The sequence below is a fragment of the Klenkia sp. AC732 genome, from assembly GCF_979256525.1.
Window position 1 is genome coordinate 32016 of sequence record NZ_CEEDOS010000002.1, and the last position, 20471, is coordinate 52486.

Sequence of the window (20471 nt, forward strand, 5' to 3'; positions counted from 1 at the left end):
CATGGGGTCGTGACCCTGGACCCCGCCGACCGCAGCCTGCTGCTGGTGCACGCCCACCCCGACGACGAGGCCATCAACAACGGCGCCACGATGGCCCGCTACGTCGCCGAGGGAGCGCACGTCACCCTGCTCACCTGCACGCTGGGGGAGGAGGGCGAGGTGCTGGTGCCCGAGCTCGCCGGGCTGGCCGCCGACCAGGCCGACCAGCTGGGCGGGTACCGGATCGGCGAGCTGGCCGCGGCCATGGCGGCCCTGGGCGTGACCGACCACCGGTTCCTCGGCGGCACCGGCCGGTGGCGGGACTCCGGCATGGTCGGCACCGCGGCCAACGACCACCCGCGGGCGTTCTGGAACGCCGACCCCGACGAGGCCACCGCCGCCGCGGTCGCCGTGCTGCGCGAGGTGCGTCCGCAGGTCGTCGTCGGCTACGACGAGCACGGTGGCTACGGCCACCCCGACCACGTGCAGGCCCACCGGGTCGCGATGGCCGCCGTCGACGCGGCCGCCGATCCCGGCTACCGCCCCGACCTGGGGACGGCGCACGCCGTCGCGAAGGTGTACTGGACCGTCGTCCCGGTGTCGGTGCTGCAGCGCGGCATGGACGCCCTCGCCGCCGCCGACGCGGACTACGACGGCGTCACCGACGCCCGGGAGATCCCCTTCGCCGCCGAGGACACCGACGTGACCTGCGAGCTGGACGGCGCGGCGTACCGGGCGCAGAAGACCGCGGCCATGCGCGCACACGCCACCCAGCTCACGCTGGACGGTGACTTCTACGCGCTGAGCAACAACCTGGGCCAGGAGGTGCTGGTGACCGAGTACTACCAGCTCGTCCGCGGCGAGCGCGGCCCCGGGCAGGGGGAGCACGGCTGGGAGACCGACCTGTTCGCCGGCCTGTGAGCGCACTGCGGCTGGTGGGCTGGGCGGTCCTCGCGGTCCTGGCCGCCGCCTGGCTGGCGGCGGTCGAGGTGTTCTGGCTGCCGCTGCGGGTGGGGCCGGTGCCGGTCCCGCTCTCGCTGCTGGTGGCAGCGGTCGGCAACCTGCTGCTGCCGGCCTGGGTGCACCGGCACTCGGGGTCCCGGGTGGTGGCGCTGCTGCCGGTGCTGGTCTGGGTGGTGGTGGCGATCGGTGCCTCGGTGCGGCGGTCCGAGGGGGACCTGCTGATCACCGGTCAGACCACGGCCGCTCAGCTGGTGGGGCTGGGCTTCCTGCTGGTCGGGGTGCTGGCCGGGTCGTTCTCGGTCGGGCGGGTGCTCAGCCGACCGGTCCCGCGACCGGCGCCGGTGCCTGCCGGTAGTGGTAGCGGTGGTGCTCGATGAAGCCCAGCCGGCGGTAGAGCGCCCGCGCCGGTGCGTTGTCGGCCAGCACCTGCAGGTGGCACCACCGGGCGCCCTCGTCGACCGCCCAGGACTGCAGCGCCCGGGTGAGCGCGGTGGCCAGGCCGCCGCGGCGGGCGGCGGGGTCCACGCCGACGGTGGCGATGCCGAGCCAGTCCTCGACGAGCACCCCACGGGCCACCCCGACGACCGTGCCCTCGTCGTCCCGGACCGAGGCGAAGGCCAGCCGGTCGGCGTGGGTCAACACCGCTGCGGCGTCGGCGGGCAACGGCTCACCGGCCCGGCGGGCGGCCGCCAGCCAGGCGTCGTCGGGCCGGGGGGCCAGCGACGCCGGGACCCCGGGCCCGGGCTCCTCGTCCTCCAGCGGGACGGTCAGCACGACGGTCTCGGCCTCCGGCGGGCCCCAGCCGGCGGCCGCCAGCGCCGCGTCGGCGGGGCGGGCCTGCCGACCGGGCAGTGCGACGACGGCGGGGAGAGCACGCCGGGCGTACCAGTCGGTGACGACGGCGACGGCGTCGGTGAGCGGGAGGCCGGGGTCACCGGTGGCCAGCGCGGAGTGTGCCCGGCGGGTGAAGCCGCCGCCGCCGGCGCGCAGCAACCACCCGCCCAGCGCCTCGGTCTCGGTGCCGCGCCAACCCCGTGCGGCCAGGTGTTCCAGCTCGACGACGTCGAGCGGACTGCGTCGTTGTCCCACCGGTCCTCCTCCTGCCCGCGCCGGGCTGCCCCCGACGGGGCGGGGTGAGGCGACCCTGACCTCCGCGCCGCGCCGGACCGCGCCATACTGGTCCCGACCCTAGAACTCTCTGGTCGTACCCCCGGAGGAACACCCGTGACCTACGTCATCACCCAGGCCTGCGTCGACGTCCTCGACAAGGCGTGCATCGACGAGTGTCCGGTGGACTGCATCTACGAGGGCGACCGGATGCTCTACATCCACCCCGACGAGTGCGTCGACTGCGGTGCGTGCGAGCCGGTCTGCCCGGTCGAGGCCATCTACTACGAGGACGACGTCCCGGACAAGTGGAAGGACTTCTACAACGCCAACGTGGAGTTCTTCTCCGACCTGGGCAGCCCCGGCGGTGCGGCCAAGACCGGCAAGATCGCCAAGGACCACCCGCTCGTGGCGGCCCTGCCGCCGCAGGGGGAGTGACCGCCCGGTCGCTGCCGGACTTCCCCTGGGACTCGCTCCGGCCGGCCCGTGCGCGGGCGGCCAAGCACCCCGGGGGGACGGTCGACCTGTCCATCGGGACGCCGGTCGACCCCACCCCCACGCTGCTGGGGGACGCCCTCGCCGCTGCCGGTGACGCGTCGGGCTACCCGACCGCGCTGGGCACGGCCGACGTCCGGACGGCGGCTGCGGGGTGGCTGTCCCGCCGGCTGGGCGTGACCCTCGCCGACCCGCTCGGTGCCGTGCCGTCGGTGGTCCCGACGGTCGGTTCCAAGGAGCTGGTGGCGCTGCTGCCCACGCTGCTCGGGCTGGCCGGCCGCGGCACCGTCGTCATCCCCGAGGTGGCCTACCCGACCTACGAGGTCGGCGCGGTCGTCGCCGGGTTGGACGTGCTGCGCAGCGACACCCCGCCCGAGGACGTCGCCGACCCGGTGCTGGTCTGGCTGAACTCCCCGGGCAACCCGCACGGCCGGGTGCTCACCGACCACCAGCTGCGCGCCTGGGTGGCCTGGGGCCGCGAGCGTGGCGTGCCCGTCGTCGCCGACGAGTGCTACGTCGAGCTGGGCTGGGACGTGCAGCCGCGCTCGGTGCTGCACCCCGCGATCGCGGGGGACTCCCACGAGGGCCTGCTGGCCGTGCACTCGCTGTCCAAGCAGTCCACCGCGGCGGGCTACCGGGCGGGGCTGCTGTCCGGCGACCCGGCCCTGGTACAGCGGGCCTGGGAGGTCCGTCGGCACCTGGGCCTGCTGGTGCCCACCCCCGTGCAGGCCGCGATGGCCGCGGCGCTGGCCGACGACGCGCACGTCGAGCTGGCCCGGTCCCGCTACGGCGCCCGCCGCGACCGGCTGCGCGCCGCCGTGACCGCGGCCGGCTACCGGGTGGACCACTCCGAGGCCGGGCTGTACCTGTGGGTCACCCGCGACGAGGACTGCTGGGCGACCGTCGACCGGCTCGCCGGCCTCGGGATCGTCGTGGCGCCCGGTGCGTTCTACGGCCCTGCGGGGGAGCGGCACGTCCGGATGGCACTGACCGCCACCGACGAGCGGGTCGACGCCGCGGTGGAGCGCCTCACCGCCTGAGCGGTCTCAGACGGCGAGCTGCAGCAGCAGCGAGCCGGCGTCCTCACCGGTCTGCGCCCAGCCGTCTCCCGGCGTCCAGGTCCAGTCGGCGATGCGGACCTGGGTGAGCTGCAGCCGCTCGGCGTGCGCGACCGCCCAGGTCGCCTCCGGCCAGCCTGCCGCGCCGACCGAGACGACGCCTCCGGGCTGCACGCTCGGCGTCCCGGCCTCGCGGGCGACGACGTCGGCGACGGCAGCCGCGCGGTCGTCGACCGGCCCGGCGGCGTCAGGGGGGCTGAAGGTGCACGACAACCGCGCCGGGGACGTCGACAGCAGGGCAGCGGCGAGCGTCTGGGCCATCTCCTCGTGCTGCTGGTAGGCCTCGGGGAAGCCGGAGCGCTGGACCGCCTGGGCCACCTCGGTGAGCCGGCCGGTCTCCCAGCCGTCCACCTCGACCAGGCCGTCGAGGAACTCCCCGGTCGAGTAGACCGGGTCCTGCACCTCGGCCTCGGTGCCCCAGCCCTGCGAGGGCCGCTGCTGGAAGAGCCCGAGGGAGTCGCGGTCGCCGTAGGCCAGGTTCCGGATCCGGGACTCCTGCTGCGCGGTGGCCAGGGCGATCACGGTGGCCCGTTCGGGCAGGCCCCGGGACCGGGCGACGGCGGCGATGGTGGCGGCGTTGGCGGCGACCTCGGTGGTCGTGGTGAGTGCGGAGTCGGCGATCGTGCAGCGTCCGGACACGGCCGGGACCCCCTGGCTGTCGGTGTCCCAGGCCAGCCCGACGACGGCGACGAGCACGACCACCAGCGGGGCCCACAGCCCGGCCATCCGGCCGGTGCTGCGGCACTTGCGGGCCGGTCGGGGGCGGGCCCGTGCGCTGGTCATCCCGCTCAGGGTAGGTCGGCGCACGGGAGGGACCCGGGACCCGGCCGGGCTGGCTACGGTGTCCCCGACCACACCCGCCGCCCCGCACCACACCCACGGACAGGACGCGCCACGATGACCGACGGACTGCTGCCCGGCGTCGCCGCCACGCTGGTCGAGACCCCACGGCTGACCCAGCAGGTGCTGCACGCCGAGGGCGTCGACCCACGGGCCGGTGGCGAGGCCGTGCTCCTCGTGCACGGCAACGTCAGCTCGTCGCTGTTCTGGCAGCAGCCGCTGCTGGCGCTGCACGAGGCCGGGCGCCGGGTGCTGGCGGTCGACCTGCGCGGCTACGGCGGCACCGATCCCGAGCCGGTGGATGCCACCCGCGGGGTGCGTGACTGGTCCGAGGACCTGGCCGCGCTGGTGGAGGAGCTGGGACTGGAGCGGGTGCACCTGGTGGGCTGGAGCATGGGCGGTGGCGTCGTCCTGCAGCACCTGGTCGACGCACCCGGACGGGTCGCCTCGGTGGCGCTGGTCGCGCCGGTGTCGCCCTACGGCTTCGGCGGCACGACGGGCCTGGAGGGGCAGCGGGTGCACGAGGACGGCACCGGCTCCGGCGGCGGGGCCGCCAACCCGGACTTCGTCGCCGCCCTGGCCGCCGGGGACCGCACCGCCGACGCACCGACCAGCCCGCGCTCGATCCTGCGCACCTTCTACGTCGCGCCGGGCAGCCTGCCGCTGGACCCGGCGCTCGAGGACGTCTTCGTCACCTCGATGCTCACCACCCGGACGGGCCCGGACCACTACCCGGGCGACGCGACCCCCACCGACGCCTGGCCCGGTGCGGCACCCGGCGGCCGCGGGGTGCTGAACACGATGGCGCCCACGGTGCTCGACGTCTCGGGCATCACCGAGCTCGCGGTCAAGCCGCCGGTGCTGTGGGTGCGGGGGGACGCCGACCAGGTCGTCAGCGACACCTCCGCCTTCGACCTGGCGTTCCTGGGCCAGCTCGGCGCGGTGCCCGGCTGGCCGGGCGCCGAGGCGTTCCCGGCCCAGCCGATGGTGTCCCAGACCCGCGCCGTGCTGGACCGCTACGCCGCCAGCGGCGGCTCCTACCGGGAGGTCGTGCTGCCCGACGTCGGGCACGCACCGCACGTCGAGCGCCCGCAGGAGTTCGTCGCCGCGCTGCTGGAGCACCTGGACGCCCCGGCCGCCGAACCGGCCGGGCTCACCTGAGTCCTCAGTTGGCGTGCAGGGCGGCGTTCAGCGCACCCCAGTCGCCGTCCCGGGGCAGGGCCTCCAGCGCGCCGGACACCGAGTTCCGGCGGAAGAGCAGTCCCGGCTGACCGGACAGCGTCACGGCCTTGACCACCGAGCCGTCGGGGAGCGTGACGCGCGACCCGGCGGTGACGTAGCAGCCGGCCTCGACGACGGAGCGGTCACCCAGGGAGATGCCGACACCGGCGTTGGCGCCGAGCAGACACCCCGCGCCGATCGAGACGACCTGCTTCCCACCGCCGGACAGGGTCCCCATGATCGAGGCGCCGCCGCCGATGTCGGAGTCCGCGCCGACGACGACGCCGGCGGAGATGCGGCCCTCGACCATCGAGGCGCCCAGCGTGCCGGCGTTGAAGTTCACGAAGCCCTCGTGCATGACGGTGGTGCCCTCGGCCAGGTGTGCGCCCAGGCGGACCCGGTCGGCGTCGCCGATGCGCACGCCGGTGGGCAGCACGTAGTCGACCATCCGGGGGAACTTGTCGACGTGGGTGACGGTGACGTGGCCGTGCGCGGCGCGCAGCTTCGCGGCCCGCACCGGGGTCCAGTCGGCGGCCTCGACCGGGCCGGCCGACGTCCAGGCGACGTTGGCGAGCAGGCCGAACTGGCCGTCGAGGTTGAGCCCGTGCGGGCGGACCAGGCGGGCGGACAGAAGGTGCAGGCGCAGGTAGACGTCGTGGGCGTCGACGGGGGCGGCGGACAGGTCGGCGATCGTCGTCCGGACGCCGACCACCTCCACGCCGCGGGCGTCGTCGAAGCGGACCAGCGAGCCGAACTCGCTGCCCAGCGCGGCCTCGACCTCCAGGGTGCCCAGCGGCTCGGTGCCGGTCGTGCCGGCCGAGCCCAGCTCGGGCGCCGGGTACCAGGTGTCCAGGACGACGCCTGCGGTGGTCACGGTGGCGAGTCCGACGGCGGTGGCTCCGGGAGTGGTCACGGCTGCCGAGGCTACCGGCGCACCCTCCGTAGGCTGCGGGCGTGACCGCCCCGCCCCTGGACCTGACCGCCGACGTGCTCGCGGTGACCCGCGCCCTGGTCGACACCCCGTCGGTCTCGGGCAGCGAGGGCCCGCTCGCCGATGCCGTCGAGGCCGCGCTGCGGGCGCTGGGCGGGCTGGAGGTCGAGCGGATCGGCAACAACGTGCTGGCCCGCACCGACCTGGGCCGGGACACCCGGATCGTGCTGGCCGGCCACCTGGACACCGTGCCGATCGCGGACAACGTGCCCAGCCGGCTGGAGACCGTCGACGGCGTCGAGCACCTCCTGGGCTGCGGCACCAGCGACATGAAGGCCGGGGACGCGGTGATGCTGCGGCTGGCCGGGCTCTTCGGTGCCCCCGCCGACCAGGAGCGCCTGGCGCACGACGTCACCTTCGTCTTCTACGACAACGAGGAGGTCGAGGCCGTCAAGAACGGCCTCGGCCGGGTCGCCCGGGAGCGGCGCGGCTGGCTGTACGGCGACCTGGCGATCCTGCTCGAGCCCACCGACGGCGACGTCGAGGGCGGCTGCCAGGGCACCATGCGCGTCGTCCTCACCGTGCCGGGGCGCCGGGCGCACAGCGCGCGCAGCTGGCTGGGCAGCAACGCCATCCACGGCGCCTCCTCGATCCTGGCCACGCTGGCCGGCTACGAGGCCCGCGAGGTCGACATCGACGGGCTGTCCTTCCACGAGGGCCTCAACGCGGTCGGCATCGAGGGCGGAGTCGCCGGCAACGTCGTCCCCGACGAGTGCCGGGTGACGGTGAACTTCCGGTTCGCCCCCGACCGCGACGAGGACGACGCCGAGGCGCACGTCCGCGAGGTCTTCGCCGAGGCGCTGGCCGCCGGGGTCACCCTGGAGGTCACCGACATGAGCGGGGGCGCGCTGCCGGGGCTGTCCGAGCCGGCCGCCGCGGCCTTCGTCGCCGCGGTCGGCCGCCCGGCCCGGGCGAAGCTGGGCTGGACCGACGTCGCCCGCTTCGCCGCCTTCGGCATCCCGGCGCTCAACTACGGCCCCGGGGACCCGCAGCAGGCCCACACCCGCGACGAGCACGTCGTCGTCGACCGGCTGCAGCCGGCCGAGGACGCACTCGTCGCCTACCTCACGGGGAGCAGCACATGAGCGACAACGGCACCCGACGGGCCCGCACCCGCGGCCCCGTCCAGCTGCGCGGCGGCGAGCCCGACCCGCGCCAGGAGGGCACCACCACCGACCAGCGGCTGCTGGACTCCCGCGGCCCGTCGGACTGGGTCCACGCCGACCCGTGGCGCGTGCTGCGGATCCAGGCCGAGTTCGTCGAGGGCTTCGGTCTGCTGGCCGACCTGCCGCGCGCGGTGAGCGTGTTCGGCAGTGCCCGCACCGAGCCCGAGGACCCGTTCTACGCCGCGGGCGTCGAGCTGGGTGCCGCGCTGGCCGACGCGGGGTACGCCGTCATCACCGGCGGTGGCCCGGGCGCGATGGAGGCGGCCAACAAGGGCGCCTGCGAGGCCGGCGGGATGTCGGTGGGGCTGGGCATCGAGCTGCCGTTCGAGCAGGAGCTCAACGAGTGGGTCGACGTCGGCATCGCCTTCCGCTACTTCTTCGTGCGCAAGACCATGTTCGTGAAGTACGCCCAGGCGTTCGTGATCCTGCCCGGCGGCTTCGGCACCCTCGACGAGCTCTTCGAGGCCCTCACCCTGGTGCAGACCACCAAGGTCACGAAGTTCCCGGTGATCCTGTTCGGGACGGCGTACTGGTCGGGCCTGCTGGACTGGATCCGCAGCACCCTGGTCGAGGCCGGCACCGTCTCGCCGAAGGACCTGGACCTGATCACCGTCACCGACGACGTCGCCGAGGCCGTCCGGGTCATCCAGCAGGCCGAGGCCGAGCGGGAGGCCGCGGGGCAGCCCAGCGGCGAGCCCGCGCCGACCGAGGGCTGAGCCCGGCGGTGGTGTCCTTCGTCGTCTTCGTGGTCGGGCTGCTGCTCGTGGGAGGCCTGCTCTTCCTGGGTGCCGCGGTGCTGCTCGGGCGCGGGGAGACCCAGCCCCCGGCCGAGTTGGACCGCTCCCCGGTGGAGCTGCCCGACGACCGCCCGGTGGTCGGGGACGACGTCCGGGCACTGCGGGTGTCGGTGGCCGTGCGCGGCTACCGGATGACCGAGGTCGACTGGCTGCTGGACCAGCTGGCCCAGACCATCGACGAGCGCGACGTGCGGATCGCCGAGCTGGAGGCCGGTCCGGTCCCGGCCGGTGCCCACGCTGCGCCGCCGCCCGAGAACCCGCAGGCTGGGGCGTCGGTCGTGCCCTCGGCCGACACCGCACCCGAGACCGCCCCCGAGACCGAGGAGCAACCCCGTGCCTGAGCTGGTCGAGACCGTGGACGTCGACGCACCGCCGGAGCAGGTGTTCGCGGCCCTGGTGGACTGGACGACGCAGGGCGAGTGGATGCTGCTGACCGACGTCCGCACCGTGGACGGCGCGGCGCAGGGCGTGGGCGGCCGGATCGAGGCCACCACCGGCATCCCGCTGCCCGGTGGCCGCCGGCTGGGCGTCCTGGACGAGATGACGATCACCAGCTGGGACGCCCCGCACGCGGTGGACGTCGTGCACACCGGCCGAGTCGTCCGCGGGACCGGCAGCTTCCAGGTCCGCCCGCGTGGAACCGGGTCGACCTTCGTGTGGGTGGAGACGCTGGACCTGCCGCTGGGCGCGCTCGGCCGGCTGGGCTGGCCGCTGGTGAAGCCCGGGTTCGTCGCCGGGGTGCGGCTGTCGCTGAAGCGGTTCGCCCGCTACGCGGAGACGCGCCCGGCCTGAGCGCGGACGGCCAGCACCGCCCACACGGCGGTGACGGCCAGCACCACGCCGACGACGACGAGCAGCGTCTGCCCGTAGTCGCGGGGCAGGAACGAGCCGTCGCCGGGGTCGCCACCGATGCCCAGCACGAACGGCAGTGCGACCAGGGTCAGCGAGCCGCTGACCGCGGCGCCCACCACGACCGGGCCACGCGCCGGACGGGGGAGCACGCGGGCGGCCACCCAGCCCAGACCGATCCACACCGGGGCGATCACCAGGTCGTGCACCAGGGCCCCGCCGACGAACCAGGTCAGCCAGGAGCCCAGCGGGATGGCCCCGCCGGCGGTGAGCAGGCCGTAGGCCCCGAAGGCGACGGCGGCCAGACCGGGCGCCAGGAACAGCCAGCGCCACCACGGAGCCGTCACGAGCCGACCCCCGCAGCGCCCGGTGCGATCCGGGCCAGCCACTTGGTCTGCATCGCGCCGGGCCGGTTGGGGGCGATCAGGCGCACCGGGTAGCCGTGGTCCAGGGCGAGCTCCTGGCCGTTCAGCCGCAGCGCCAGCAGCGTCTTCGCGCTGGCCGAGTGCGGTCCGGCGACCGTGGAGACCCGGTAGGAGCCCCCGGTCTGCAACGACTCGACGTGCACGACGGTGCCGCGGTCGAGGCCGGCGGCGTCGAGGACGTCCCGGAGCCGGGGGCCGGTCCAGTCCGCGTCCGAGCTCCAGCCCTCGACGCACGCGATCGGCAGCCGCTCGGTGTGCTGCGGGAACGCCTGCAGGTCCGCCAACGTCAGCTCCAGCCGCGTCGGGCCCTCGACGACGAGCCGCCAGGCAGGGTCGACGGCGGTCTCGGTGACCCCGGCACCGGCGCCGGTCTGGTTGACCGGCAGCCCCTGCGGGCCGTAGCCGGGGATGCGCGGGGCGAGCACCGACACCTGGGCGAGCGGGGAGATCGTCTGGCCCCACTGGGTGAGCGCTACGGCGCCGGTGCCCAGCACGGCCGCTGCGACGAACGCCCGCCGGCTGACGGCGCCGTCCTCCTCGCCGTCCTCCTCGCCGTCCTCCTCGCCGTCCGCGGCCGCCGTCCCCCGGCGGGCCAGGCCGCGCGCGATCTGCGGGGCGAAGGCCCCGACGTGGGTGAGCACCGCACCGACCGCGATCCAGCCGGTCCAGTAGTGCGCGGCCCGGAAGGAGAAGCCGAACGGGTACCACTGGCTGATGTTGAGCAGGCCGGTCAGCAGCTGGAAGACCGCGGCGCCGACCAGCACCAGCACCGACACCCGGGCCACCACCTGCGCGGGTGTGCGGGCCGGAGGCCAGCTGAAGAGCTTGGGGTAGACCGTCCACAGCTTGACCAGCAGCAGCGGGACGAGTGCCAGCCCGACCATGACGTGCGTGCCCTGGGTGACGCGGTACAGCCACACCGGCGAGGCCGGCCAGACGAACCAGCTCGGGGGCTGCTGCACCCAGTGGCTGATCAGCCCGGTCAGGAAGCAGACGACGAACCCGCTGCCGAGCCAGACGCCCACCCGGGACGCCCGCCGCTCGGTGTGCAGCGGACTGGGGAAGGAGCCCTCGCGGAACGGCCCGCGGCGCAGCGCGTCGGGCGGGTCGGGCAGGCGGGCGCCGAGGACGCGGTCCAGCGGTCGGGTCACGGACGTCCTCTCGGGGGGAGTGGTGCACAGGGTCATCGGCAGTCCGGACCCGGTGCTGGAGTCCGCCCGGGGTTCGTGCCGAGACCGCCCGCCGGACGGGTCAGTCCTGGGGGAGCGCGGCGGCCACCTCGGCGACGACCCGGCGCATCCGGCTCCCCTCCGGGCACAGCTCGGCGACGGCCAGTGCGTCCGGGAAGTGGTCCACGTCGGTGAGCACGGGCAGGTCCAGCACCCGCAGCCCGGCGGCCTCGAGCGCCGCCCGGGTGTTGACCGCGGTGTCCTCCCGGGACATCGGGACGTCGGGCAGCACCGCGGCGGCGTCGGGGGAGTGCACGCCCAGGGCCCACCACCCGCCGTCCGGCGCGATGCCCAGCGCGGCGGTCCCGGGGCCGGCGTCGACGAGCGCGTCCAGGCACGACGTCAGCAGCTCGGGGCTGATCTGCGGGGTGTCCATGCCGACCAGCAGCGTGGGGACGGCGCCGTCCGGGCCGGCCATGGCACCGGCGAACGCCGCGGCCAGCCGGGTGCCCAGGTCACCCTCGACCTGGGGGACGACGACGCAGCCGCTGAGGTCCAGTCCGCCCGGTGCACCGTCGAGGGCGACGACGCGGCGGTCGACCGGGGTGGCCCGGACGACGTCGAGGGTGTCCCCGACCGCGGCCTCGGCGATGGTGCTGGCCTGCAGCGGGGTGCACGGCGGGGTCAGCCGGGTCTTGCTCCTCCCGGGGACCGGGGCCTTGGTGATGACCAGCAGCTGCCTCACCGGTTCAGCACCCCGCTCATGTCCTTGATCGTCTTGACCGTGCCGAGCAGGGTGCCGGTGACCTTGGACTTCGTGCCCTCGGCGCGGGGGTGGTAGTCGACGTCGACCTCCAGGACGCGCCAGTCGGCGTCCGAGGCCCGCGTGACCATCTCCAGCGGGTAGCCGAAGCGCCGGTCGGTGATGCCCAGGGCGAGCAGGTCGGTGCGGCGGGCCGCGCGCATCGGGCCCAGGTCGTGCAGCCGCAGGCCGGTCCGGCGGCGCATCATGACGCTGAGGGCGGTGTTGGCGACCCGGGCGTGCACCGGCCAGGCGCCGCGCGAGCTGGGTCGGCGCCGGCCGAGCACCAGGTCGGCGTCGCCGGCCAGCACCGGGTCCGCGACGAGGGGCAGCTGGGCGGGGTCCATCGAGGCGTCGGCGTCGCAGAAGCAGACGACGTCGTCGGTGGCGGCCTCCAGCCCGGCGTGCGCGGCCGCGCCGAAGCCGCGCTGGGGGACGTGCACGACGGTCGCGCCGTGGTCGGCGGCGATCTGCGCGGAGCCGTCGGTCGAGCCGTTGTCGGCGACGATGGCCCGGTAGCCCTCGGGGAGGCGGGTGAGGACCCAGGGGAGCGCCCCGGCCTCGTCCAGGCAGGGGAAGACGACGTCAGGCACCCGTGGACGGTAACCGCGCCCGACCGGCCGCGCTCGTCCTCGGCACCTACGCTCCGACTCGATGAGCAGCGCCCCGCCGACCTCCCCGCTCCGACGCTGGCTCCCGGTGGCCGCCGTGCTCGCCGCCGCCGGCTTCGTCTGGCTGATGGCCACGATCGGCCGCCGGCTGGCCGAGGGCGGCACCGTGCTGCACCTGCTCGGCGGCTACGTGCTGCGCGGCGGGTGGGACGTCGTCCTCACGCCCCGGGTGCTGCTGCCGGCCGCGGTGGCACTGGCCGGGGTGCTGTGGGGCCCGGCGCTGGCGACCCGGGCGCGGTTCGGGGCGCTGCTGGCCGGGTCCGCGGTCGCCTCGGGCGGGTGGGCCGTGGCGCTGGCGCTGTCCAGCGGCTGGCACCGGCTGCCCGAGCCGCTGGCAGTGCGCTACGAGTACCCCCACGACGTCCCCCGCGTCGGGTCCATCGGGGAGTTCCTGTCCACGTTCACCGCCTCGGTGCCCGCCGACTCGGCCGATCCGTGGACGACGCACGTCGCCGGTCACCCGCCGGGTGCGCTGCTGTCCTTCGTGCTGCTGGACCGGCTCGGGCTGGACGGCCTGGGCTGGGACGCGGCGTTGTGCATCGTCGGCGGGGCGCTCGCCGTCCCCGCGGTGCTGCTGACCGTGCGTGCGGTCGCCGACGAGGCGCGCGCCCGGGTGGTCGCGCCTTTCCTGGTGCTGGCGCCGATCGCGTTGTGGGTGGCCACCAGCGCCGACGCGCTGTTCGCCGGGGTGGCCGCATGGGGAGTCGCCGGACTGGCGACGGCGGCCACCGCGGGCCCGGGGTGGCGTCGTGACGTCCGGGCGCTGGTCGGTGGACTGCTGCTGGGTCTCGCCCTCTTCCTGAGCTTCGGACTCACCGCCCTGGGCCTGGTCGCGCTCGTCGTGGTGCTGGTGCACCGGCGTGAGCTGGGCTGGGGCGGCGTCGTGCGGGTCCTGGGGGTGGGCGCCGCCGGGGTGGTCCTGGTCGTCGTCGCCTATGCGGTGGGCGGCTACTGGTGGCTGGACGGCTTCCACGCCGCCGGTGACCGGGTCCGTTCCGGCCCCTCCTACGCCAACCGGCCGCTGGGGTTCTTCCTGTTCTCCAACCTGGCCGCCGCCGCCCTCGCCCTGGGCCCGGCCGCGATCGCCGGGCTGGCCGCGCTGCGCCGGCACCGGCTCGCGTTGCTCCCGCTCGCGGCGCTGGTCGGCATCCTGGCCAGCGACGCCACCGGTCTGGTCCGCGGGGAGACCGAGCGCATCTGGCTGCCGTTCTACGTCTGGGTGCTCACCGCGACGGCGTTCCTCCCGGCCCGCCGGCGCCGGCTGTGGCTCGCGCTGGGCGCGGTCCTGGCGATCGGCATCGAGGTGACCGTCCGCACCGAGTGGTGACCGCCGCGGTTGGCAGGGAACCTGCGGACGTCGGCAGCCTCGGCTGCGGTCGGCGGCCCCGCGGCGGGCCATGATGTCGCGGTGAGTCGTCGGGGCTGGGCGCTGTTCGTCACCATGTCGGTCGTCTGGGGCGTGCCGTACCTGTTGATCAAGGTGGCCGTGGGGGAGCTGGACCCGGTCGTCGTCGTGTTCGGCCGGTGCGTGCTCGGCGCGGTGATCCTGCTGCCCTGGGTGGTCGCCCGCGGCCACCTGCGCGGGATCGCCCGCCACTGGAAGCCGCTGCTGGCCTTCACCGTGCTGGAGATGACCGGGCCCTGGCTGCTGCTCTCCATCGCCGAGCAGTCGCTGTCCTCCTCCCTCACCGGGCTGCTGGTCGCCACGGTGCCGTTCGTGGCCGCGCTGGCCGCCCGGCTGCTGGGGGAGGAGGAGCGGCTGTCGCCGGTGCGGATCGGCGGCATGGTGCTCGGGGTGCTCGGCATCGCGGCGCTGCTGGGGCTGGACGTCGCCGGCGCGCAGCTGCTGGCCATCGGCGCCGTCGTCCTCACCGTGATCGGTTACGGCACGGCGCCGTTGATCATCAGCCGGCAGCTGTCCCAGGTGAACGGGGTGGCGGCCAGCGCGGTGGCCCTGTCGATCACCACCGTCGTCTACGCGCCCTTCGCGCTGCCCCGGCTGGACCAGGTCCGCGACGCCTCGGCCGACGCCTTGCTGGCGGTTGCCGGCCTCGGGGTCGTGTGCACCGCGCTGGCCCTCGCGCTGTTCTTCCAGCTGATCCGTAAGGTCGGCCCACAGCGTGCGCTGGTCATCACGTTCGTCAACCCGGCGGTGGCCGTGCTGCTCGGGGTGTGGCTGCTGGGGGAGCCGTTCACCCTCGGCATCGCCGTCGGGCTGCCGCTGGTGCTCGTCGGCTGCGTGCTGGCGACCCGCCGCACCCGCACCGCAGACCCCGAGCCGCTGGCCGCACCCGTCGCCTGAGGCCCATCGCCCGAGGGCGTCCGTCGCGGGCCGGTCAGGCCGCGTCCGCGGTCGACGCTGAGGACCGCTCGGCCCGGCGCTGCCGGCGGAGGACGGCACGGTGGTCCAGGACGACACCGACGGTGTGTCGCAGGTCCAGGCGCTCCCCGTTGGCGCGCCAGGACGAGGGCAGGTCGACCGGCGGCCCCGGGTCCTCTCCCGCCGGTGTCAGCTGGGTCCACACGGCCGTCCCCTCCGTGGTGCGGACGACCAGCTGCCCGTCGTCCCGGTGCAGCAGCAGGTCGAGGTCGTGGACCAGCCCGTGGCACCGGTCGCAGAGCAGGACCAGGTTGTCGACGTCCGTGCGGCCGCCGGCCAGCCAGGACACCAGGTGGTGGGCGTGCAGTCGTTCGGGCCGGGTCTCGGTGCACCCGGGACGCACGCACCCGCCGTCGCGGACCAACAGCGCGCGGCGTTGTGCTGCGCTGGCGTACCTGCGGCTGCGGCCCGCCGCCAGGACCTGGCCGTGGTCGACGAGCACCGTGGTGACGGCGGCGTCGCACGCCAGCCGGCGGGCCTGCGCCGGGCTGAGCGAGGCCACTCCGTCCAGGACCGCCTGTCCGGCCGCGGTGTCGTCGGCGAGCACGGCGGCGTCGACCCGGACGAGCACCTCCCGGCGCGCCGGGTCGGTGGGCTGGCGGTCCGCCGCCACCGCGCCCGCTCGCACGAGGTCCAGCAGTGCCGCCGTGCGGGCGACGGTGACCCGGGCGCGGCGGAGTGCGGCGGCCTCGCGGCGACCCGGGGCGCCACCGTCGACCAGGTCCTGCCCGGCCGACCACTCGGCCCAGCGGAGCGGGACGACCCGGTCGCCGCCGCCCTCCGCTCGGCGGGCGGACCGATCCCGGCGGGTCAGCACCTCGGCCCGGTGCTCGACGGCCGCGATGACCTCGGCGGCGTCCTCCGCGGCCAGGCGCAGCCGGACGGTGACGCTGCCGTCGCCCTCGTCGGTCCAGTCCAGCCGCTGCTCCCACCGCGCCGGGGTGCGGTCGGGATCGGCACCGTCGGGCCACCACGAGGTCCACACCGCCGCGGCTGCGGCCCGGCCTGCCTCGGCGCCCTCGTCGTCGGTGCCGCCGGCCCTGACCGTGGCAGCCCGGGCGAGGGAGCGGGCGTCCTCGGCCTGGGCGCGGGCGGCCTCGGTCGCGGCGGTGTCGGCGCGCCGCCAGCCGGCGACCACGCGGTCGAGCTGGGCGGCCGTGCAGTTCCTCGCCAGCTCCAGCAACGCCGGCTCGCTGTCGGCGTCGGCCACCCGGGCGATGGCCCGGGCCTTCGCGTAGGAGATCCGTCCGGCGCCCAGGTCGGCCGTGACCCGGGGCAGACCGGGCAGTGCGCGGGCCAGCCGGACGTGGTCCCGCGCCGTGCCGGGGGCGATGCCGCACTGCCAGGACAGCCAGTGCGCGCACGAGGTGACGCCGGGGACGGCCCACCCCTCCCTGCGGTCGAACTCCGCGACCAGCAGCAGCCAAGCCGCCGTGGACGCCGAGATGGCCACGGCACCGGCACACAGGCGACCGGCCAGCTCGGGCAGCGCGAGGGCACCGTCCGGCGGGTCGTCGGTGGCGCAGTTCATCGCGTCCACCACGGGCTGCTCCGACATCGGCACGACCGACCACCTCTCCTCGTTCGAACACGTGTTCGAACACCTGGGAAGAGCGTGGCACGAGGGTCCGACAGGACCCGGGGGCGTTTCCGCGGAAACGCCCCCGGGGCGGATCAGGGCTGCTGGGGGGCGGCCCGCAGCGGGGCCGTGGCGAACTCGCGCATGCCGTCCTCGAACGCCACGGCGGCCGAGTACCCCAGCTCCTCCTCGGCGCGGGACGGGCTGGCGACGACGTGCCGGACGTCGCCGATGCGGTACTGCCCCGTGACCTCGGCATCGGGACCGCCGAAGGCCTCGGCCAGGGCCTGCGCCATGTCCCCGACGGTGTGCGGCACGCCGCTGGCGACGTTGTAGACCCGCAGAGTCGACTCGGCCGGAGGGTGCTCCCAGGCGCGGAGGTTGGCCTGGGCGACATCGGTGACGTGCACGAAGTCGCGCATCTGGCCGCCGTCCTCGTACACCTGCGGCGGCTTCCCCGACTCCAGGGAGGACCGGAAGATCGAGGCCACGCCCGCGTAGAAGGTGTCCCGGGGCATGTGCGGGCCGTAGACGTTGTGGTACCTCAGCCCGACCGCGGTGCCACCGGTCGAGCGGGCCCACGCCGAGGACAGGTGCTCCTGGGCCAGCTTCGTGGCGGCGTAGGTGTTGCGCGGGTCCGGCGGAGTCTCCTCACCGACCCGGCCCCAGGCCAGTTGCCGTCCGCAGTGCGGGCACGGCGGGTCGAAGGTCCCGGCGTCCAGGTCGGCCTTGCGCCGCGGCGCCGCCGGGACGACACCGTGGTCGGGGCACTCGTAGCGGCCCTCTCCGTAGACGACCATCGAGCTGGCGAAGACCAGCTGCCCGACGTCGGCCCGTGCCATGCCGGCCAGCAGCACCGCCGTCCCCAGGTCGTTGATGCCGGCGTAGAGCGGCATGTCCTGGACGTCGATGCCCAGGCCGACCATGGCCGCCTGGTGGTTGACCGCGTCCACGCCGGCCAGCACCCGGTCCACGGTCGCGGCGTCCCGGACGTCGCCGACGACCAGTTCCACGCCGTCCAGGCCGGGCGGGCCGTCGGGGTAGGCGGGGTGCACGGCCGGCAGCAGGGCGTCGAGCACCCGCACCTCGTGCCCGGCCTCGAGGTGGGCGGCGACGACGTGCTGGCCGATGAAGCCGGCGCCGCCGGTCACGAGGATGCGCATGACCGGCGACGCTAGCCTCGGTCGGGTGGAGCTGCAGCGTTGCGCCTGGGCGACCAGCACGCCGGACTACGTGGCCTACCACGATGAGGAGTGGGGTGTCCCGGTCCACGGCGACGACGCCCTCTTCGAGCGGGTGTGCCTGGAGGCCTTCCAGTCCGGGCTGTCCTGGATCACCATCCTGCGCAAGCGGCCGGCCTTCCGGGCCGCCTTCGCCGGGTTCTCCATCGACGCCGTCGCGGACTTCGGTGACGACGACGTCGCCCGGTTGATGGCCGACGCGGGCATCGTGCGCAACCGGGCCAAGATCGAGGCGGCTCTCCGCAACGCCCGCGCGGCCCAGCAGCTCCCCGACGGCCTGTCGGCGCTGCTGTGGTCCTTCGCGCCGTCCGGGCCGCGGCCCGCCCCGGCCACGCTCGCCGACGTGCCGGCGACCACGCCCGAGTCCACGGCGCTGGCCACGGGGCTGAAGCGGGCCGGGTTCGCGTTCGTCGGACCGACCACCGCGTACGCCCTGATGCAGGCCACCGGGATGGTCGACGACCACGTCGCGGACTGTTTCCGGGCCGGCGCCGTACCGCTCGGTTGAGGGTTCATGTTGGTCCCCGGGGCGGCATGCGGGAGAATGGCTGTCAGCTCTGGTTCCACAAGGTCGGACAGCCACACCGCAGCCGTACGGGTCCTGCGGGTGGCCGGTGAAGGAGGCACGCATGGCGGCCATGAAGCCGCGCACGGGTGAAGGTCCCCTCGAGGTCACCAAGGAGGGCCGCGGCCTGGTCATGCGCGTTCCCCTGGAGGGCGGTGGTCGGCTCGTCGTCGAGCTGTCGCCCGACGAGGCAGCGGCGCTCTCCGAGGCGCTCCAGGGCGCGATCAGCTGACCAGCACCGCGACGCCGCCCCCGGGCAGCGCAGCGGGAGGACAGACGGCCCCGGCCGCCGGCACCACGCCGGCGACCGGGGCCGCTGCTCGTCCCAGGGTCCGGCTGGCCGCGACCCTGCCGGCGCTGGGATCCGCCGACGTGCTCGCCGTCCCGGTGGGCGCGCGCGGCGCGTTGCCGTCCTGGCTGGCCGAGGCCGCCGACCCCATCGCCGACCCGGACTGGGTCGCCGGTGCGCTGGCCGACACCGGCAACGGCGGTCGGCCCGGTGGCATCACCAACCTGCCCGTGCCCGGGCGGCACCCACGGTCCCTCGTCGCGGTCGGGGTGGGGGACGGCACGCCCGCCGACCTGCGCTCCTACGTGTCGATCGCGGTGCGCCGGGCGCAGACCCTCGCCGAGCACGGCGCCACCCGCCTGGTGCTGCCGCTGCCCGAGGGCGCGGTCGCCGAGGACGTCCGGGTCGTCACCGAGGCCGTGCTGCTGGCCGGCCACCGGTTCCGGCTGACGAGCACCCCGCACCCGCCCCGGCTGGCCGACGTCCTGCTGGTCGCCCCGCCCGCGGCGGCGGCCGAGGTCGACGCCCTGCAGCGCGGCCTGGTGACGGCGGCCGCGGTCTGCTGGGCCCGCGACCTGGTCGCCACCCCCGGCGACACGGCGGACCCGGCCTGGATCGCCGACCGGGCTCAGGAACGCCTGGCCGAGCACCCCCGGGTGACGACGACGGTGCTGGGCCCGCGCCAGCTGCGCTCGGCCGGCTTCGGCGGCCTGCTCGCCGTCGGCGGGGGCTCGGACAGCGCGCCCCGGCTGGTCGTGGCCACGCACCGCCCGGACGACGCGACCGGGAGGCACGTCGTGCTCGTGGGCAAGGGCATCACCTTCGACACCGGGGGCGTCTCGGTGAAGAAGAACGCCGGCATGCGGGAGATGAAGACCGACATGGCCGGTGGCGCCGCGGTCCTCGCGGTCGTGGACGCCGTCGCCCGGCTCGGGCTGCCGGTGCACGTCAGCGCCGTCGTCCCACTGGCGGAGAACCACCTGTCCGGCTCGGCCTACCGACCGGGGGACGTGCTGACCCACGTCGGCGGGCGCACCACCGAGGTCCGCAACACCGACGCCGAGGGCCGGTTGGTCCTCGCCGACGCGCTCGCGCACGCCCGGCTGGCGCTGGCCGCCGACGTGCTGGTCGACGTCGCCACCCTGACCGGGGCCGCCCGGACGGCGCTCGGCGCGCGCACGGGTGCGCTCTGGGCCACCGACGACGTCCTCGCCGACGGGCTGCTCGCCGCCGGCGGACGCACCGGGGAGAGCTGGTGGCGGATGCCGCTGGGGGAGGACCACGTCGGGCACCTGCGGGCCCAGCTGGACAGCCCGGTCGCCGACGCGAACAACGCACCCGGTGACCCGGGCGCGACCACGGCGGCGCTGTTCCTGCAGCCCTTCGCCGGTGACCTGCCCTGGGCGCACCTGGACATCGCCGGCCCGGCGCGCTCGGCCGGTGACGTGGGCGAGTGGGTCAGGGGCGGGACCGGGTTCGCCGTCCGGACGCTGGTGCGGTGGTTGGAAGCCGGGGGTTGCTGACCGTGCGCAGCGGGCACGACCCCGGCAGAGCCGCGCCGCCGGGCGCGACCGTGAGGGAGGAGAGACCCGTGGCTGGCATCGGAGACAAGGCCAAGGACTTCCTGGACAGCGACAAGGGCGAGAAGGCCAGCGACAGCGCGCTGGACAAGGGGTCCGACATGGCCGAGGGCAAGGCCGGCGGGCACGCCGACCAGGTCGCCAAGGGCCGCGACCTCGCCGACGGCAAGATCGGCGACGAGGGCCGCTGACCCCCTCCGTGGCCCGGTCGTCGAGACCGGGCCACGGGGCCCCGCCGTCGGGC

General features: G+C 75.6%; 24 protein-coding genes. 15 read left to right on the forward strand and 9 right to left on the reverse strand.

The genetic code is table 11. The features are described 5' to 3' along the window. Nucleotides 1-9: 9 nt before the first annotated feature. Nucleotides 10-900, forward strand: a complete 891-nt coding sequence (gene mshB, locus AC0IVP_RS01120) for an N-acetyl-1-D-myo-inositol-2-amino-2-deoxy-alpha-D-glucopyranoside deacetylase (RefSeq protein ID WP_471753977.1) — start codon at nt 10-12, stop codon at nt 898-900. Then, the gene (locus AC0IVP_RS01125; RefSeq protein WP_471753979.1) at nt 897-1319 is read left to right on the forward strand and encodes a hypothetical protein; all 423 of its coding nucleotides are present in this window, start codon (nt 897-899) and stop codon (nt 1317-1319) included. Before mshB ends, AC0IVP_RS01125 begins: the two co-directional genes overlap by 4 nt. Here AC0IVP_RS01125 and AC0IVP_RS01130 read toward each other — a convergent pair. After that, nucleotides 1255-2031: a GNAT family N-acetyltransferase gene (locus AC0IVP_RS01130; protein ID WP_471753981.1), complete on the reverse strand. Its 777-nt coding sequence runs from the start codon at nt 2029-2031 to the stop codon at nt 1255-1257. The genes AC0IVP_RS01125 and AC0IVP_RS01130 overlap by 65 nt on opposite strands. Nucleotides 2032-2166: 135 nt before the next feature. Between AC0IVP_RS01130 and fdxA the strand changes: the two genes are divergently transcribed. Both fdxA and dapC read left to right on the forward strand, forming a co-directional pair. Next, nucleotides 2167-2487, forward strand: a complete 321-nt coding sequence (gene fdxA / locus AC0IVP_RS01135; RefSeq protein WP_055759918.1) for a ferredoxin — start codon at nt 2167-2169, stop codon at nt 2485-2487. Next, the gene (dapC, locus tag AC0IVP_RS01140) at nt 2484-3584 is read left to right on the forward strand and encodes a succinyldiaminopimelate transaminase (RefSeq protein WP_471753983.1); all 1101 of its coding nucleotides are present in this window, start codon (nt 2484-2486) and stop codon (nt 3582-3584) included. Before fdxA ends, dapC begins: the two co-directional genes overlap by 4 nt. A 6-nt stretch (nt 3585-3590) precedes the next feature. On the opposite strand, the gene AC0IVP_RS01145 is transcribed toward dapC, so the two are convergent. Then, nucleotides 3591-4445 carry a hypothetical protein gene (locus AC0IVP_RS01145; RefSeq protein ID WP_471753985.1) on the reverse strand — a complete coding sequence of 285 codons (855 nt, stop codon included), beginning with the start codon at nt 4443-4445 and terminating at the stop codon, nt 3591-3593. A 114-nt stretch (nt 4446-4559) separates the two neighbouring features. On the opposite strand from AC0IVP_RS01145, the gene AC0IVP_RS01150 reads away from it, so the two are divergent. Further along, complete coding sequence (locus tag AC0IVP_RS01150; RefSeq protein ID WP_471753987.1) at nt 4560-5663, forward strand: alpha/beta fold hydrolase; 1104 nt, start codon at nt 4560-4562, stop codon at nt 5661-5663. A 4-nt stretch (nt 5664-5667) separates the two neighbouring features. On the opposite strand, the gene dapD is transcribed toward AC0IVP_RS01150, so the two are convergent. Next, complete coding sequence (gene dapD, locus AC0IVP_RS01155) at nt 5668-6636, reverse strand: 2,3,4,5-tetrahydropyridine-2,6-dicarboxylate N-succinyltransferase (protein WP_056292714.1); 969 nt, start codon at nt 6634-6636, stop codon at nt 5668-5670. Between the two features lie 41 nt (nt 6637-6677). Between dapD and dapE the strand changes: the two genes are divergently transcribed. From dapE to AC0IVP_RS01175, 4 genes are read left to right on the forward strand one after another with little or no spacing between them, the layout of a single operon-like run. After that, nucleotides 6678-7799, forward strand: a complete 1122-nt coding sequence (gene dapE, locus AC0IVP_RS01160; protein ID WP_056292712.1) for a succinyl-diaminopimelate desuccinylase — start codon at nt 6678-6680, stop codon at nt 7797-7799. Continuing rightward, nucleotides 7796-8596 (forward strand): LOG family protein, encoded by an 801-nt coding sequence (locus tag AC0IVP_RS01165; protein WP_471753989.1) that lies wholly within the window; start codon nt 7796-7798, stop codon nt 8594-8596. Before dapE ends, AC0IVP_RS01165 begins: the two co-directional genes overlap by 4 nt. A gap of 11 nt (nt 8597-8607) precedes the next feature. Beyond that, on the forward strand, nt 8608-9018 hold the full coding sequence (locus AC0IVP_RS01170) for a DivIVA domain-containing protein (RefSeq protein WP_471753991.1): 411 nt from the start codon (nt 8608-8610) through the stop codon (nt 9016-9018). After that, nucleotides 9011-9469 carry an SRPBCC family protein gene (locus AC0IVP_RS01175; protein WP_056292708.1) on the forward strand — a complete coding sequence of 153 codons (459 nt, stop codon included), beginning with the start codon at nt 9011-9013 and terminating at the stop codon, nt 9467-9469. Before AC0IVP_RS01170 ends, AC0IVP_RS01175 begins: the two co-directional genes overlap by 8 nt. Here the strand turns inward: AC0IVP_RS01175 and AC0IVP_RS01180 are convergent. The 4 genes from AC0IVP_RS01180 to AC0IVP_RS01195 all read right to left on the reverse strand — a co-directional run bounded on the left by AC0IVP_RS01180 (nt 9445) and on the right by AC0IVP_RS01195 (nt 12515). Beyond that, on the reverse strand, nt 9445-9873 hold the full coding sequence (locus tag AC0IVP_RS01180) for a hypothetical protein (RefSeq protein ID WP_056292707.1): 429 nt from the start codon (nt 9871-9873) through the stop codon (nt 9445-9447). The genes AC0IVP_RS01175 and AC0IVP_RS01180 overlap by 25 nt on opposite strands. Beyond that, entirely contained in the window at nt 9870-11102 is a 1233-nt protein-coding gene (locus tag AC0IVP_RS01185; RefSeq protein WP_471753993.1) for a molybdopterin-dependent oxidoreductase, read from the reverse strand. Before AC0IVP_RS01185 ends, AC0IVP_RS01180 begins: the two co-directional genes overlap by 4 nt. Nucleotides 11103-11202: 100 nt before the next feature. Continuing rightward, on the reverse strand, nt 11203-11865 hold the full coding sequence (locus AC0IVP_RS01190; RefSeq protein WP_471753995.1) for a TIGR04282 family arsenosugar biosynthesis glycosyltransferase: 663 nt from the start codon (nt 11863-11865) through the stop codon (nt 11203-11205). After that, complete coding sequence (locus tag AC0IVP_RS01195; RefSeq protein ID WP_056292700.1) at nt 11862-12515, reverse strand: glycosyltransferase family 2 protein; 654 nt, start codon at nt 12513-12515, stop codon at nt 11862-11864. Before AC0IVP_RS01195 ends, AC0IVP_RS01190 begins: the two co-directional genes overlap by 4 nt. A 61-nt stretch (nt 12516-12576) precedes the next feature. On the opposite strand from AC0IVP_RS01195, the gene AC0IVP_RS01200 reads away from it, so the two are divergent. Further along, entirely contained in the window at nt 12577-13920 is a 1344-nt protein-coding gene (locus tag AC0IVP_RS01200; protein WP_471753997.1) for a hypothetical protein, read from the forward strand. A gap of 81 nt (nt 13921-14001) precedes the next feature. Further along, a complete protein-coding gene (locus tag AC0IVP_RS01205) occupies nt 14002-14895 on the forward strand; it encodes a DMT family transporter (protein ID WP_471753999.1) in 894 nt (297 codons plus the stop codon). A gap of 34 nt (nt 14896-14929) precedes the next feature. Here the strand turns inward: AC0IVP_RS01205 and AC0IVP_RS01210 are convergent, their stop codons facing one another. Both AC0IVP_RS01210 and AC0IVP_RS01215 read right to left on the reverse strand, forming a co-directional pair. Continuing rightward, entirely contained in the window at nt 14930-16531 is a 1602-nt protein-coding gene (locus AC0IVP_RS01210; protein ID WP_471754167.1) for an HNH endonuclease signature motif containing protein, read from the reverse strand. Nucleotides 16532-16647: 116 nt separating this feature from the next. Next, the gene (locus AC0IVP_RS01215) at nt 16648-17715 is read right to left on the reverse strand and encodes an NAD-dependent epimerase/dehydratase family protein (protein ID WP_471754001.1); all 1068 of its coding nucleotides are present in this window, start codon (nt 17713-17715) and stop codon (nt 16648-16650) included. On the opposite strand from AC0IVP_RS01215, the gene AC0IVP_RS01220 reads away from it, so the two are divergent. The 4 genes from AC0IVP_RS01220 to AC0IVP_RS01235 all read left to right on the forward strand — a co-directional run bounded on the left by AC0IVP_RS01220 (nt 17714) and on the right by AC0IVP_RS01235 (nt 20418). Then, nucleotides 17714-18301: a DNA-3-methyladenine glycosylase I gene (locus AC0IVP_RS01220; protein ID WP_056292685.1), complete on the forward strand. Its 588-nt coding sequence runs from the start codon at nt 17714-17716 to the stop codon at nt 18299-18301. The two genes, AC0IVP_RS01215 and AC0IVP_RS01220, sit on opposite strands and share 2 nt — an antisense overlap. Nucleotides 18302-18422: 121 nt before the next feature. Further along, nucleotides 18423-18590, forward strand: a complete 168-nt coding sequence (locus AC0IVP_RS01225; protein WP_082556722.1) for a DUF3117 domain-containing protein — start codon at nt 18423-18425, stop codon at nt 18588-18590. A 140-nt stretch (nt 18591-18730) separates the two neighbouring features. Continuing rightward, the gene (locus tag AC0IVP_RS01230) at nt 18731-20170 is read left to right on the forward strand and encodes a leucyl aminopeptidase family protein (protein ID WP_471754003.1); all 1440 of its coding nucleotides are present in this window, start codon (nt 18731-18733) and stop codon (nt 20168-20170) included. A gap of 68 nt (nt 20171-20238) precedes the next feature. Next, a complete protein-coding gene (locus AC0IVP_RS01235) occupies nt 20239-20418 on the forward strand; it encodes an Rv0909 family putative TA system antitoxin (RefSeq protein WP_471754005.1) in 180 nt (59 codons plus the stop codon). Nucleotides 20419-20471 lie beyond the last annotated feature (53 nt).